Raw genomic sequence first — 14,670 nt, 5'->3', positions numbered from 1 at the left:
AGGGTAATTATTCATTATTTAATTGCGATTTATAGGCTTCTAAATTAGCCTTGATTTTATCATCTAACTCTGGTTCTTTAATGTCTTTGTATTTGGTCAGGGAGTCGTGTAAAATACTGGCCACCAAATAACGGGCTGTTGGTTTATCATCAGCCGGAATTGTATACCAGGGCGCATGAGGCTTTGAGGTTCTATTGATAGCTTCCTGGTAACATTCCTGATAACGATCCCAAAGTTCACGCTCCTTAAGGTCTCCTGGCGAAAATTTCCAGTTTTTGTTCTGTTTTCTTAGACGTCTCAGGAGTCGATTTTTCTGTTCTTCTTTGGATAAATGCAGGAAAAATTTAAAAATCAAAGTACCATTCTCTGATAAATGCTTTTCAAATTGATTGATCTGATCGAAACGTTTATTCCAAAATGCCTCATTTATATCTTGTAAACTCGTAACACCGGGCAACCTTTCTCCCAGAATATACTCCGGATGAACCCGGGTTACCAAAACATTTTCATAATGTGTTCTATTAAAAACACCAAATCGGCCGCGTTGTGGTAAAGCAATGTAATGGCGCCAAAGAAAATCGTGGTCCAACTCTAATTCCGTAGGAACTTTAAAACTGGTTACATCCACACCGCGAACATTAAAATCTTTAAAAACTTCACGAATTAAACTATCCTTTCCGGACGTGTCCATTCCTTGTAAACAAACCAGAACAGCATACTTATTATGCGCATACATGGTATTCTGCCAGTCCCCAAGATCTCGCCTAACCTTTTTTAATTTTTTCTTTGCTTTATCGATTACGACTTTTGTTTCGCGCTTTTTTAAAATGATGTTTGAAGTAACTTTGTAATCGTCCATATGAGCGGTTTAGGACACTAAATATATAAAATGCAATCCACTTAATTAATCATTTTTAAGTTAACTCATAAATTGATGGTCCCAAATTAAATCTGGTCTTTGAAATCAAAAGGATATTAAACCTTGATTTCATGTGAATTACGAAATTTAACCTTCTGCATTTAGGTATTTCAACTATTACATAAATCCGTTAAAAAACGAATTTTTTCGATAAAGTGCTGTTTTATAGATTTTTTTCTTACATTCGCACTACCTATTTATGTTAAAACCACCTGAAAATGAAAAAAATCTACTATCTATTTTTCTTTTTTTTAAGTTATTCGGTCATAGCCCAAACGGCTTGTGATGATGCCAATTATTATATTGTTAGTTCCTACTCGCATGTTAAAGATTCCTATGAATCGAATAATATTGACCATGTGAAGTATTATGCCGATCGAGCTGTGGGTTCCCTAAAATCATTTCTTAATCAAATGAAATCCTGCGATTGTGTTAATGCAGAACGACTAGCAAAAAAAAGTTATGATATTCTTGAAAAAGTAGCCTATCAGGAAACTTATGAGGATGCTCGCTTTTTTGTGAAACGAGCTCGCGATAGTATTAAAGCCGGAGTTATTGAAGATGATAAATGCTCTGTATTACGTGGACAAAACAATGCTTCAACAACTGCAACCACAACAGAGGTAGCTTATTCAGATACTTCCGAAGATCAAACAGCTCTTTCTGATTTGGAAAAAGAGCAATTAAAATTACAGCAGCAACAAGAAGCTTTAAAACGGAAAGAACAGGAAATTAAAGCGAAACTGGCTGCGCAACAAGAAAAAGAGCAAATGCTGGAGAAACAACAGCTTATCAGAAACTATCAAAATGCGCTTCGATCTAGTGTAAAAAGTTACAATCAAACCTTAAAATTATGCGGTAGTAGCCATGACGCGTTTACTTATGCAGAAAATTCCGAAGGTTTAGAAAACAAATCAGTGAACGAAATTAATGAGCATTACAAACGAGAGATCGAAACGATGACCAATGAATTTTTAAGTGCCCTTAATTCAGTTAATTAAAACGATATACTGAAATATAAAATGAAAATCCCGTAACGATTGTGTTACGGGATTTTTTTATTTACTGGCGAATAGTTTTACATCCGTTTCACTCACCTCTTTACCTCCCAGGATGATTAAACGTTCCACGACATTACGTAGTTCTCGAATATTACCTGTCCAGTTATAGTCCTCAAGTAATTTAATAGCCTTGTCAGAAAAACTCTTTTGACCTGTGCCTTGTTCTGAGGCAATTTTAGCTGCAAAGTGATTTACCAATAAAGGTATATCTTCACGGCGTTCATTTAATGAAGGCACATTGATTAGAATAACAGCCAACCGGTGATATAGATCTTCTCGAAATTTACCTTCTTTAATTTCCTGGCTTAAATTCTTATTGGTTGCGGCAATAACACGGACATCAACTTTAATGTCTTTATCGCTTCCTACACGTTGGATTTTACTTTCCTGAAGCGCTCGAAGCACTTTCGCTTGTGCCGGCAGACTCATATCACCAATTTCATCTAAAAAAATAGTTCCGCCGTTAGCCGCTTCAAACTTACCCGCCCGGTCTTTATTAGCATTTGTAAAGGACCCTTTAACATGACCAAAAAGCTCACTTTCAATTAATTCACTCGGAATAGCCGCACAATTCACTTCGATCAAATTCCCTTTACTTCTATCGCTTTTTTCATGAAGCCAATGTGCTACTAATTCTTTTCCGGTACCATTCGGACCGGTAATCAACACTCTTGCGTCGGTTGGAGCTACTTTATCTATAATTTCTTTGATCTGGGAAATAGCATCACTGTCTCCAATCATTTCATATTTTTTACTAACCTTTTTCTTCAGTTTCTTGTTTTCAACAACAAGCTCTTTACGGTCTACTGCATTTCGTACAGTATTTAAAAGGCGATTGAGGTCCGGTGGTTTTGAAATGTAATCGAAAGCCCCTAATCGCATGGTATTTACGGCAGTATCGAGATCGCCGTGCCCGGAGATCATCACGACCGGAATTTCAGGTTTAATTTTTTTTACGGCTTCCAAAACTTCAACACCATCCATTTTTGGCATTTTGATATCACACAAGATCAGGTCGTAATCCTCATTTTTAATTTTTTCTACACCACTCAAACCATCTTCTGCTTCCTCAACTTTATAGGCTTCATTTTCCTCAGAAAGAATTTTCACCAACACACGTCTGATCGCTGCTTCGTCTTCAATTACTAATATTTTTGCCATATTGGTTCTGTTGTATTTCTTAATTATTATGGATTACCGGGAAAATTACAAATAACCTGCCAAATCAACTTTATTTTTTAATTTAAGCTTTATTCTGATTTTGAATAATATGAATATCGCGCTGCGGAAATGGAATTGTAATGTTATTTTCCCGAAATAACCTATCAATTTCAAAACGTAATTCACTTTGAGGTATTGCAGCCATAAAGCTATCTCCAAGGGTAAAAACCAATTTAAAATTCAAGGAGCTATCACCAAAATCAGTAAACAAAACTAAAGGTGGCGGTTCGTCCAGAACAGCTTCATGCTCCGTGGCGGCTTGTAATAACAGTTTTTTTACTAACTGTACATCGCTTCCGTAGGCAACGCCCACGGTTACCGATTCACGGGTAATATTACCGTTTTGCGTCCAATTGAACAAACTGTTCTCCAAATACATATGATTCGGGATTACCAGCACTTTATTGTCAATAGTCACCGCTCGGGTAGTTCGCAATTTAATTTCTTCAACACGGCCAACTTTGCCATTAATCTCAATAATATCGCCTACATGAACGGATTGATCAACTAAAATGAAAATCCCGGAAATAATATCTTGAAATAAGGTTTGTAAGGCCAGACCAACACCAATTAATAAAGCTGCCGAAGCTGCAAAAATAGCGGTTACATTTATCCCGATAGAATCAAAAACAACCAGAACAACGATCACATAGATGATCCAACGGGCAAAAGAAAATACAGTATTGAATTTTACTTTATCTTCCTGAGGCATTTTACGGGTTACCAGGCGTTTTACCCATCGTAAAAGATAGGTCGTCAAGATCATAACGATGGCAACCAATAAAACATATTTCACTTTCAGAACAATATCATGAACATTCTGCCCTGTTCCATAGGTGAAGTCTATGAGCTTAAAATCAAGAAAATCGATGAACTTGTCCCATAAAGAACTATCCTTGATTTTATTTTCAATATTTTTTAAATCTTGACTCATGATATTAAAATATGTCAATATTTAACCCATTTTATAATTTCTTTCCAGCTTGGTTTTTTCCCATACATTAAAATACCAACACGGTAAATTTTGGCTGCAAACCAAACAATGAGCATAAATGTACCTAATAAAATTAAAAGTGATACTATTTGATGCCAAATCGGGACACCAAAAGGTATGCGCATAAGCATCACAATGGGTGATGTAAAAGGAATAAATGAAAAAACTGTTGAAACGGTGCCGTGAGGATCTTCAATGACGGTAAAGAACCCAATATAAACTGCCAACATTAAAGGCATAATGATGGGCAACATAAATTGCTGAGTATCCGTTTCGTTGTCTACAGCTGCTCCAATTGCAGCATAGAGTGAACTATAAAGTAAATAACCGGCAATAAAGAAGAAAATAAAGGCAATTATAAGATTTGCCAGTGGCAAATGATAAAAAGCGGTCATAAAACCTTCAACTTTTGCGTTAAAATCCGGACTAGCCACCATTTGGTCTACCACAGCTTTTTGCGGACTTTCAATTTGTGAAAGATCAATTCCGAAAATAACTGAGGTTACGGTTAAAAGAATGCCACCAAATAAGATCCAAATTGCAAACTGGGTAAGACCAGCCAGAGAAGTACCAATAATTTTACCGAGCATCAGTTGCAACGGTTTAACTGAAGAAATGATAACCTCTATGATTCTACTTGTTTTTTCCTCGATCACACTACGCATGATCAGGTTTCCGTAAATAATAATAAACATGAACAATAAATATCCTGCAGCACCTCCAAAGATCAATTTTACCAGGCTATCCATTTTTGAAGTTTTTTCTCCTTCAAAACTCTCTTGAAAAATATTTATCCGAACCTGAGAATTTTCAATGGTATCCACATTGATCCCTTTATCCTTAAGGTTTCGATCTGTAAACGTTTTATCCAGCTTATTTTCCAGATCATTAATCAAACTTAATGACGGTGATTCATCTGAAAAGAACTTGATCTTTGGAATTGATCCATCGGTCATTTGATCATCCACATACAATAATCCGAAGGATTCTGTTTTTTTAGAAAGTGTTTTTGCTTCTTTCAAAGACATATTGTCTAAAACCGCATATCTGGTATTTTCTGAACTTTTAAAAGTGTTATGAACAACCCCTGAAGGATCCAGAATATTGATTACCCGAACCTTATCCTTATTAAGTTGCGTTAGGTAAGAGATAACCGCAATAAGGGCTACAAAAATTAGTGGGCTCAAAATCGTCATCACTATAAAGGATTTATTTCGAACCTTTGTTAAATACTCACGTTTTATAATTAAGGGTAAATGATTCATAACTCTAGTTGTTGCGCTTTACAGTTTGAATAAAAATATCGTTAACACTTGGGATAAGTTCTACAAAATGAGATACTTCCCCGTGAGTCGTTAAAAACGACAATAGATCGTTGGGACTATGATTTTCCTTGATTTTGATATTCAGTTTAAGCTCATCTTCAAGGGTTTTAAATTTAGCTTCAGATATCTCGAAATTTTCAGAGATCAGCCCTCGTAATGCCTTATGGTCACCCCGAATACCTACTTCGTACGTATTGCTTTTATACTGGCGTTTGATATCGATCAATTTTCCATCTAAAATCTTATTCGATTTATTGATTAAGGCGATATCATCACAAAGTTCCTCTACCGATTCCATGCGATGTGTTGAAAAGATAATGGTTGCACCCTCGCTACGTAAGCGCAATATTTCGTCTTTAATTAAATTAGCATTTATAGGATCGAAACCTGAAAACGGTTCATCAAAAATCAGCAATTTAGGCTCATGTAATACCGTTACGATAAACTGGATTTTTTGGGCCATACCTTTAGAAAGCTCCTGAATTTTTTTGTTCCACCAGTCTCCTATTTCCAAACGATCGAACCAAAACTTCAGGCGCTTTTTTGCTTCGGCCTTACTAAGCCCTTTCAATTGCGCGAGGTACAAGGCTTGCTCGCCAACTTTCATTGACTTATACAAGCCGCGTTCTTCGGGTAAATAGCCTATGTCTTTAATATGATTTTCTTCCAGAAAACTACCGTCTAAAACCACAGTACCGGAATCGGGGGCGGTGATTTGGTTTATAATACGAATTAAGGTTGTTTTACCTGCGCCGTTTGGCCCTAAAAGCCCAAAAATACTACCTTTTGGAACTTGAATTGATACGGAATTCAAGGCTGTGTAGTCGCCAAATTTTTTTGACACCTGGTCGACTTCTAATAAGTTAGTCATTAATGCTGTTTTTTTTGTAAATATATTAAATGTAAATAGAGTTATAAGGGTCTTAAGTGCACTAATTGAAAGGCTTTCACAAATATTTAAGAAACTTAATAAAGTTGGTGGTATAGGTACAAAACAAAACCCACCCTTAATAGAAATTAAGGATGGGAAAAAAATTGCTATGAAAAAGAAAAATTACCACTAAAAAATATTAGTGATAGTTCAAAGATAGTTTTTTTTTTATAACTAACGGCAAAACTGGCAGATAAACTCTGGCTGAAACAAAAAAAATTCCGTTTGTTAACGGAATTTTTATTTTGATTACATTTTTATCAAATTTAAGAGAACATATCTTTAACTTTTTCAAAAAATGATTTGTCTGAGCTTTCCGGTTTAGGCTCAAAATGTTCATCATTACGCATGGATTCAAAGAATTCTTTTTGTTCTTTATTGAGCGTTTTTGGCGTCCAAACATTCACATGAACCAAAAGATCGCCTCTTCCATAACCGTTAATACTAGGTATTCCTTTTCCGCGTAAGCGTAAAATTTTACCTGATTGAACACCTTCTTCTATTTTAATACGAACCTTACCGGTTACCGTATCGATTTCTGTTGAAGTACCAAGCACCGCATCAGGATAACTTATATATAGATCATAATGCAAATTATCGCCTTCACGCTGTAATTTTTCGTGTGGAACTTCTTCGATAGCTACTAATAAATCACCTGAAATACCATTACCGGGCGCTTCGTTTCCTTTTCCTGAAACCTTTAATTGCATGCCATCAACAACACCTGCAGGTATTTTTATTGAAACAGTTTCTTCAGAAATCTTTAAGCCTTGAGCGTCTGCATCATTTGGTTTTTTATCGATAATCTCACCGGCGCCTCCGCAAACATTACAGGGAGACGAGGTTTGCATTCTACCTAAAATAGTATTTGCAATACGCGTTACTTGTCCGGTGCCGTTACAGTTTGAACAGGTTTTATAGGTTGTTCCCGGTGCCTGAACTTTACGTTTTACTTTAATTTTCTTTTCAACACCGTTAGCGATCTCTTCCAGAGTTAATTTAACCCGGATACGTAAGTTACTACCTTTGGCACGGCGCTGACCACCGCCACCAAATCCGGAAAAACTTCCTCCTCCAAAAGCACCACCGAAAATATCTCCGAACTGACTGAATATATCATCCATATTCATGCCGCCGCCACCAAAGCCACCGCCTTCAAAGGCTTGATGACCAAACTGATCGTAACGAGCTTTTTTATCGGGGTTACTTAAAACCTCATAAGCCTCTGCAGCTTCCTTGAATTTAGTTTCGGCTTCCTTATCATCCGGGTTTTTATCCGGGTGATATTGAATGGCTTTCTTTCGGTAAGCTTTTTTAATTTCAACAGTGGTTGCGCTTTTGCTAACACCTAATATTTCGTAGTAGTCTCTTTTTGCCATATTTTCAGATTATTGTCCAATTACAACTTTTGGGAAACGAATAATTTTGTCTCCAAGTTTATAGCCTTTTTCAATCACATCGATAATCTTACCTTTCATATCATCGCTAGGCGCAGGAATTTGGGTAACCGCCTCATGTTTATCTGCATCAAAAACATCGCCACTAGCTACTTCAATAGCCTTCAACCCTTTTTGTTCTAATGTTTTTAAAAGCTTTTGATAGATCAAATCCACTCCCTTTTCAAGTTCGTCTGCACCCTCGGCTCCTTTTAAATGGGTTAAGGCGCGCTCAAAATCATCAACTACCGGCAAAAGGGTCTTCATAACATCTTCGCTAGCCGTAGAAAATAATTCTATACGCTCTTTAGCCGTACGACGTTTGTAATTTTCAAATTCTGCAAACAAACGCAAAAACTTGTCTTTTTCTTGCTTTAGTTCAGATTGTAATTTTTCTTGAACATCTTCTTCAGAATGATCCTCTTTTTTTGAAGATGCTTTGGATTTTTCGTCAGATGCATCTACAGTTTGGGTTTCTGCTGACTCAAACTGCTCCTGATCTAATTCTTGTTGTTTGTCTTTATTTTTGCTCATCGTTTCTTTTCAATTTTGGACTACGCGAATAAGTTGGCAAAAGTACTGCCATTATATTCAAAATGCCATAATGTCATTAAAAATTTTAATAAAATATTTTGTTTAACTTTTTTTTGGTTTTGTTAAACATTTTATTTACATTTGGATCAAAGAAAAAAAAATTGCTGTGAAAAAGATTTTTTCTCTTTTGACTAATTTTTAGTCTGTTACTGATTAATAGCTTTAAATGAAGACGACTACAACCGGAAACGGTACTTCATTTTAAAAAAGTCTCAAACTGTTTGAGACTTTTTTATTTTACAATACGTTCCTATTGATCCTCAGATTTTAAAAGTAAATCTTCCAAAGCAGGCTCCAGGCGATGATATTTAAATTGAAATCCTTCGCTTTCAATTTTCTGAGAACTCACCCGTTGACTGGCGTAAAGTATAACATGCATTTCTCCCAATAAAATTCGCATTACGAATTCCGGGATATTAGGTAAAAGCAAAGGTTTATTTAAAACTTTAGCAATCATAAGAACGAGATCATTATTTGTCACCGGATTAGGTGCTACACCATTATAGATTCCATACAGTTCATCCTGTAAGACCCGAATGAACATCTCAGATAAATCATGAATATGGATCCAGGACTGCCATTGTTTCCCTTTTCCAAATGCTGATCCAACGCCAAATTTAATAGGTTTTGCCATTGATGGTAAGGCGCCTCCTTCCTTCGCCAAAACCAAACCAATTCTAATTTTAGATACCTCAATGCCCAATTCCTTAAATCCATCCACAGCTTCTTCCCACTTATTCACAACTAAAGTTAGAAAAGACTCATGATCAAAATCGGTAAAAGTTTCATCGTAATAGTTCACCAAAGAATCGGGGTAAACGCCAATGGCACTGGCAGAGATCACATGTTTAACATGATGCTTTTCACCAATAAGCGATTGTATTAGCAAATGGGTTGGTTTAACGCGACTATCTAAAATTTCTTTTTTATACGCTGATGTCCATCGCTTCGAGATACTGGCACCTGCTAAATGAATTATAGCATCAACCCCATCAAAACAAGATTTATCGATTTCTCCTGAATCCGGATCCCAGTAAAATCCTTTGTAATTTTCGTTCGATTCCAGTTTTGATTTTCTAGTAGTGAGATAGTGAATTGCAATCCCATTTTCTTTACACCTGGATACTACATGTTTTCCAATTAATCCAGTAGCTCCTGTTATTAAAACACGCATTTTCTTTTTTTGCAAAGATACGAAATCTAAAAGGGGTACAACTTTTATTTATGCCAGGTTTAACACGCTGGTAAGAGTCTATATTTTTATCGCTCTCAGCATTTCGCGTTTACCAGGTGGTCCAGGCAGCCTTTCCACTCTAAAACCTACTGTCTGCATAGCGCGGCGAACACTTCCTTTTGCCGCATAGGTAACCAAAACGCCATTTATTTTCAGTGCTTCAAACATTATTTTAAAAATGGTTTCCGTCCATAGTTCCGGTTGTACACGCGCACCAAAAGCGTCAAAATAAATGAGATCATAACACGATTTATCATTTATATCCTTAAAAAATTTCTGTTGTTTTTCTAAATGAAAAGTATCGGTTAATTGATGCATCTCGCCCCAGGGCATCTCATGAAATTTTTGAAAAACAGCATCCAGCTGCCCTACTTCCAGAGCTTTCGTGTAGTTTAAATGTTTAATTTCTTCAATTGAAACGGGATAAGCTTCAACGCCTGTGTAATTTATTGAACATTGCAGTTTTGCGGCTTCTAAATAGGTAATGAAGGCGTTCAAGCCGGTTCCGAATCCAATTTCTAATATTGAAATATTTTTGGTTTTTTCACCTGCCAAATACTCCAAACCATTTTTAATAAACACATGATACGCCTCTTGGATTGCTCCATGTTTAGAGTGATACTGTTCATTCCAGTCCGGTAAATGAATGGTTGATGAACCATCTCCTGTAATAATGATATCTCTTTTCACTGTCATTTAATTCTTTACGCATGGGGTTGCATTCAAAAGTACTAATTTGATTGAAAGTAACATACAGAACATTCCAAAAGGCCGCAAAACACTGGTTATTAATTTTTTAAATCACTAAGGAATTAACAATTTTTAAGCCATGATTAGCAGTGTTTTAAAGATAGTATTAGAAATCCTTTAATTTTAAACGAAATAGCCGAACATTCCCTATTTTTAAGTCGCTTTTACTTAAATTTGCAACACTAATTAAGAAACCATGAGTGTACTTATAAACGATATTGAAGTTGTAAAAACAGAAACTTCAAAAATAAATGATATAGATTTTGACAATTTAAAATTTGGTCAGGTTTACTCCGATCACATGTTAGTTTGTGATTACGAGAATGGCGCATGGAAAGCACCGAAAGTAATGCCTTACCAAAATATTAGTCTGGAACCTTCTGCAAAGATCTTCCACTACGGACAATCCGTTTTTGAAGGTATGAAAGCCTATAAGGATGCCGATGGCGGGGTTTGGTTATTCCGACCAATGGAAAATTTTAATCGCTTAAACATTTCATCAAAACGTTTAGCCATTCCTGAAATCCCTGAGGCTTATTTCTTGGATGGTTTAAAAACCCTTTTAGAAGTAGACCAAGACTGGATTCCTCAGAAAGAAGGAAGCTCCTTGTACATTCGTCCGTTTGTTTTTGCATCCGGCACAGGTTTGCATGCTTCTCCGGCTAACGCCTACAAATTCATCATTTGTACAGCACCATCAGGATCTTATTTTTCAGGCAAAGTGAAAGTTTTGATCGAAACAAAATATTCTCGTTCTGCAAACGGTGGTGTTGGTTATGCTAAAGCTGGTGGTAATTATGCCGGGCAATTCTATCCAACGCAATTGGCCATCGATAAAGGATATCAACAAGTGATCTGGACGGATGACACATCGCACGAATACATTGAAGAAGCCGGTGCAATGAACGTGTTTATTCGTATTAATGACACTTTAATTACGAGTCCGACAAGTGATCGCATTCTGGATGGTATAACCCGTAAAAGCCTTATCGATCTCGCACGATCTAAAGGTATTAATGTAGAGGTAAGAAAAATAAAAGTTTCAGAATTGGTTGAAGCTGCGGAAAACGGTTCACTAAAAGAATTGTTTGGCGCCGGTACTGCTGCAGTAATTTCACCTATAGCAGGTTTTGGTTACCAAGGTAAAGACTATGAACTTCCGGAATTAAAGGAAACCTATGCCAGCTCTTTAAAGAAAGCCATTACGGATATTCAAACCAATAAGGCTGAAGATCCTTTCGGATGGCGCTATAAAGTTTTATAATATACTGTGTAAAGAAAAAGGAAGCCGATGGGCTTCCTTTTTTTATTTATCTAGAATGGCTTCGATATTCGGCTTGAAATAATTTGGCCCTTTCAACACTTTTCCATCTTCACGGTAAATAGGCTCACCGTCCTCACCAAGTTTACTCATATTACTTCGCTGAATTTCTTCAAAAACTTCTTCTATTTTATATTGTAAACCATGTTCTATAATAGTACCACATAAAATATACAACATATCGCCTAAGGCGTCTGCAACCTCTACCAGATCATTATCATTGGCTGCTTCCAGGTATTCTTCATTTTCTTCGCGCATTAATTTGTAACGAAGTAAATTTTTGGCTTCACCAAGGTCAGCTTTTGGGGTTTCGCGAAACCCTAATTTAAAGGCGGTATGAAATGCTTTAACGGCATTTATTTTGTTTTCCATGTGCTGTGTTTTAGTTAAATTTGCATAAAAATAGTTATATGTTCAGTAATGGTCAAAAGATTTTCGCCCTTTTATTTTTTATCGTTTTTGCTATTGTTATTGGCTACACTTATAGAAAAGATTTAAAACTTCACAAACGATTCTACGCCGGAAGTATTTGGGTTTTAATTGCTTTTATCTCCTTCATTTTACTGATTTCTGCGATCAAATTCTTTTTCAAATAGAATTTCTGAAAAAGTTCCAATATTTCACGCAACCATTTTATTAATGGCTCATCTTTTTGGTAGCTATTAAATCTGAATAACATGACACTAATTATAATTCTTAGTGCACTCGTTGCTATAAATTTATTTTTACTTGTATTTAGTGTTAATAAAAAAACAGACCATTGAGAGGGTCTGTTTTTTTTATTTTCAACGCTATGTTCTAATTCATATCCGGTAAAAAGTTATACTTTTCACTGTAATTGAGCATTTGCTCTGAAAAACTTTCCGGTTGTTCAATTTGGATATCTGTGATCTCACCAGCATCGTTAGTCAAAGGAACCAAAACCGGATTTACATAACCATTATAAGGCGCCGCATTAAATTGCTTATAGCGTTCTAAAACCTCAGCATGAAATTGCTGATCTACTTTAACACCGTATGTTTCTACCAAATCCTTTACTGCTTCATAATCACCTTCAGACTTGATGCGTTGTGTTTCCCGAAGTAATTCACCAAAAAGTGCTCTTAATTTTTCATAATCTGTGATATTGAAATACGTTTTACCATCACGTGAAATTTTTTCAATAACATTATCTTTCTTACCATGCTCAAAGGCCCAGGCAGAGATCCATTGTCTGTTTCTCATGTGAGCTTCTTCCACATCATCACCAAGGGTTATTCGGTTCAATTGGGTCATTAATCCATTTCGAATATACGTGTCATAAGCAGCTTCGCCAACGCCTTTCCAATTATCAACTAAGCCTAATTCCTGCAATTTTGGACTGTACAAATAGTACAATGCAACCAGATCGGCACGACCTTCTTCCAAAGTCGATGCATAATTTTTCAAGGTTTCCTTGGTTTCTCCAACTCCGGGATTTATTTGTCCGGAGGCATGACCAACCACTTCGTGTAAGGCTGTTTTTAATTTTGAAGCCAGCGTGTTGTATTTTTCGTAGTTTTCGATCTCCAGTGAATCATTAGCAAACTCTTCAATTTTACCTTTACTTCCGGCCTGATTTCCGGCTTCAACAATATTTCCTAATGAAACAGACTTACTTCCTATTTCTTTTCTTATCCAACTTGAATTGGGCAGGTTAACGCCAATAGCAGAGCTCGGTGAGGCATCACCGGATTCACCCGCAACATTTACCACTTTATAGGTAACACCAACGACATTTTTCTTTTTGTTTTCATCCAAAATGGGTGAATTATCTTCAAACCATTGTGCATTTTCTGAGAGTACTTTCATTTTTTCAGACATATCGAAATCATTGATCTCAGTTATGCCTTCAAAAGAACCCGTATATCCCAGAGGATCATTATATACCTCAATAAATCCGTTGATGTAATCAATATTTCCTGCAGTGGCTTGAGCCCAGGCCACATTGTAATCATCCCAGGTTTGAAGGTCTCCCGTATTGTAATAGTCAATTAATAATCCTAATGCCTTGGCCTGAGGTTCGTTTTCCGCTACAGACTGTGCCTTTTTAAGCCACATTACTATTTCATCAATCGCCGACCCATAAAGACCTCCGGATTTATATACTTCTTCTTTTACAACGCCATTTTCCTTAACTAATTTGGCATTGATACCATAAGCTAAAGGCTGATTGGGATTTGGTGATCTCTTATCCTTATAAAAATTGATCACATCAGCATTGGTAACATTTGGACTATAAAGATTCACGGCAGATTCCGCCACATTATCAATACCTTGTGCCAAATTCACCTTTTTGAGATCTTTATCATTAAAAATAACATCAAAGGCCTCAGAATTCAACTCCGTATTGGTTTGTTCCATGAGTTCAGATAAATAATCCTGACTAAAACCAGGTTTTATCTTTAAGTTAGAATAATGATGATGAATCCCATTACTAAACCAAACCCGCTTCAAATAAACTTCAAACGCCTTCCAATCATCAGTTGTTTTATCCCCTTCAAAAGCGGTGTAGATATGTTCAAGAGCGCGGCGGATACTCAGGTTATAACGGTAATTCTGATCCCAGATAATATCACGACCGGACAAACCCGCCTGGGTGAGATAATACACCAGTTTCTTTTCTTTTAAACTCAGTTGATCCCAACCGGGAATTTGATAACGAAGCACCTGAATATCGGCAAATCGGTCAACTTTATAGTCAAACTTTGAAACTTCGGTAGAATCTGCATTATTAGTAGACTTATCTTCTCCTTTTTTTGCACAGGAGAAACTCAACACGGCTATCAATACAGAATAGATTAAAAATTTAAAATTCATGTTCTTATTTTTAGTTAATTGGTTTATAATGACTTACAAATAAAAA

Annotated in this window: 13 protein-coding genes; 2 read left to right on the top strand and 11 right to left on the bottom strand. The window is 36.2% G+C overall.

Annotated elements, in window-relative coordinates:
- Positions 1–7: 7 nt before the first annotated feature.
- Positions 8–859: a PPK2 family polyphosphate kinase gene (locus tag ABD682_RS08380; protein WP_344740712.1), complete on the bottom strand. Its 852-nt coding sequence runs from the start codon at positions 857–859 to the stop codon at positions 8–10.
- A gap of 278 nt (positions 860–1,137) precedes the next feature.
- Between ABD682_RS08380 and ABD682_RS08375 the strand changes: the two genes are divergently transcribed.
- On the top strand, positions 1,138–1,920 hold the full coding sequence (locus ABD682_RS08375) for a hypothetical protein (protein ID WP_344740711.1): 783 nt from the start codon (positions 1,138–1,140) through the stop codon (positions 1,918–1,920).
- A 57-nt stretch (positions 1,921–1,977) separates the two neighbouring features.
- Here the strand turns inward: ABD682_RS08375 and ABD682_RS08370 are convergent, their stop codons facing one another.
- The 8 genes from ABD682_RS08370 to mnmC2 all read right to left on the bottom strand — a co-directional run bounded on the left by ABD682_RS08370 (position 1,978) and on the right by mnmC2 (position 10,405).
- Positions 1,978–3,141, bottom strand: a complete 1,164-nt coding sequence (locus ABD682_RS08370) for a sigma-54-dependent transcriptional regulator (RefSeq protein ID WP_344740710.1) — start codon at positions 3,139–3,141, stop codon at positions 1,978–1,980.
- Between the two features lie 82 nt (positions 3,142–3,223).
- Entirely contained in the window at positions 3,224–4,135 is a 912-nt protein-coding gene (locus tag ABD682_RS08365; protein ID WP_344740709.1) for a mechanosensitive ion channel family protein, read from the bottom strand.
- 14 nt (positions 4,136–4,149) lie between these two features.
- Positions 4,150–5,460, bottom strand: coding sequence for an ABC transporter permease (locus ABD682_RS08360; protein WP_344740708.1), 1,311 nt, complete (start codon positions 5,458–5,460; stop codon positions 4,150–4,152).
- A gap of 4 nt (positions 5,461–5,464) precedes the next feature.
- Positions 5,465–6,391 carry an ABC transporter ATP-binding protein gene (locus ABD682_RS08355; RefSeq protein WP_344740707.1) on the bottom strand — a complete coding sequence of 309 codons (927 nt, stop codon included), beginning with the start codon at positions 6,389–6,391 and terminating at the stop codon, positions 5,465–5,467.
- A 326-nt stretch (positions 6,392–6,717) separates the two neighbouring features.
- Positions 6,718–7,830 carry a molecular chaperone DnaJ gene (gene dnaJ / locus ABD682_RS08350; protein ID WP_344740705.1) on the bottom strand — a complete coding sequence of 371 codons (1,113 nt, stop codon included), beginning with the start codon at positions 7,828–7,830 and terminating at the stop codon, positions 6,718–6,720.
- A 9-nt stretch (positions 7,831–7,839) separates the two neighbouring features.
- Complete coding sequence (locus ABD682_RS08345; protein ID WP_344740703.1) at positions 7,840–8,421, bottom strand: nucleotide exchange factor GrpE; 582 nt, start codon at positions 8,419–8,421, stop codon at positions 7,840–7,842.
- Between the two features lie 310 nt (positions 8,422–8,731).
- Positions 8,732–9,655: a TIGR01777 family oxidoreductase gene (locus ABD682_RS08340; RefSeq protein ID WP_344740702.1), complete on the bottom strand. Its 924-nt coding sequence runs from the start codon at positions 9,653–9,655 to the stop codon at positions 8,732–8,734.
- A 78-nt stretch (positions 9,656–9,733) separates the two neighbouring features.
- On the bottom strand, positions 9,734–10,405 hold the full coding sequence (mnmC2, locus tag ABD682_RS08335) for a tRNA (5-methylaminomethyl-2-thiouridine)(34)-methyltransferase MnmC2 (protein ID WP_344740817.1): 672 nt from the start codon (positions 10,403–10,405) through the stop codon (positions 9,734–9,736).
- A 256-nt stretch (positions 10,406–10,661) separates the two neighbouring features.
- Between mnmC2 and ABD682_RS08330 the strand changes: the two genes are divergently transcribed.
- Positions 10,662–11,729 (top strand): branched-chain amino acid aminotransferase, encoded by a 1,068-nt coding sequence (locus tag ABD682_RS08330; protein ID WP_344740700.1) that lies wholly within the window; start codon positions 10,662–10,664, stop codon positions 11,727–11,729.
- A gap of 42 nt (positions 11,730–11,771) precedes the next feature.
- On the opposite strand, the gene ABD682_RS08325 is transcribed toward ABD682_RS08330, so the two are convergent.
- Both ABD682_RS08325 and ABD682_RS08315 read right to left on the bottom strand, forming a co-directional pair.
- A complete protein-coding gene (locus tag ABD682_RS08325) occupies positions 11,772–12,158 on the bottom strand; it encodes a pyrophosphohydrolase domain-containing protein (protein WP_344740698.1) in 387 nt (128 codons plus the stop codon).
- A 426-nt stretch (positions 12,159–12,584) separates the two neighbouring features.
- Positions 12,585–14,624, bottom strand: coding sequence for a dipeptidyl-peptidase 3 family protein (locus ABD682_RS08315; protein ID WP_344740696.1), 2,040 nt, complete (start codon positions 14,622–14,624; stop codon positions 12,585–12,587).
- Between the last annotated feature and the right edge of the window lie 46 nt (positions 14,625–14,670).

The sequence above is a fragment of the Gaetbulibacter aestuarii genome, from assembly GCF_039537665.1.
Classification (GTDB): Bacteria; Bacteroidota; Bacteroidia; order Flavobacteriales; family Flavobacteriaceae; genus Gaetbulibacter_A; species Gaetbulibacter_A aestuarii.
Note: the sequence above shows the minus strand (reverse complement) of the source record. Positions and strands in the feature narration are given on the sequence as shown.

Excerpts from the sequence above, each read along its gene's own strand:
- ABD682_RS08380 (WP_344740712.1), bottom strand. The coding sequence starts at position 859 with ATGGACGATTACAAAGTTACTTCAAACATCATTTTAAAAAAGCGCGAA.
- ABD682_RS08375 (WP_344740711.1), top strand. The coding sequence starts at position 1,138 with ATGAAAAAAATCTACTATCTATTTTTCTTTTTTTTAAGTTATTCGGTC.
- ABD682_RS08370 (WP_344740710.1), bottom strand. The coding sequence starts at position 3,141 with ATGGCAAAAATATTAGTAATTGAAGACGAAGCAGCGATCAGACGTGTG.
- ABD682_RS08365 (WP_344740709.1), bottom strand. The coding sequence starts at position 4,135 with ATGAGTCAAGATTTAAAAAATATTGAAAATAAAATCAAGGATAGTTCT.
- ABD682_RS08360 (WP_344740708.1), bottom strand. The coding sequence starts at position 5,460 with ATGAATCATTTACCCTTAATTATAAAACGTGAGTATTTAACAAAGGTT.
- ABD682_RS08355 (WP_344740707.1), bottom strand. The coding sequence starts at position 6,391 with ATGACTAACTTATTAGAAGTCGACCAGGTGTCAAAAAAATTTGGCGAC.
- dnaJ (WP_344740705.1), bottom strand. The coding sequence starts at position 7,830 with ATGGCAAAAAGAGACTACTACGAAATATTAGGTGTTAGCAAAAGCGCA.
- ABD682_RS08345 (WP_344740703.1), bottom strand. The coding sequence starts at position 8,421 with ATGAGCAAAAATAAAGACAAACAACAAGAATTAGATCAGGAGCAGTTT.
- ABD682_RS08340 (WP_344740702.1), bottom strand. The coding sequence starts at position 9,655 with ATGCGTGTTTTAATAACAGGAGCTACTGGATTAATTGGAAAACATGTA.
- ABD682_RS08330 (WP_344740700.1), top strand. The coding sequence starts at position 10,662 with ATGAGTGTACTTATAAACGATATTGAAGTTGTAAAAACAGAAACTTCA.
- ABD682_RS08325 (WP_344740698.1), bottom strand. The coding sequence starts at position 12,158 with ATGGAAAACAAAATAAATGCCGTTAAAGCATTTCATACCGCCTTTAAA.
- ABD682_RS08315 (WP_344740696.1), bottom strand. The coding sequence starts at position 14,624 with ATGAATTTTAAATTTTTAATCTATTCTGTATTGATAGCCGTGTTGAGT.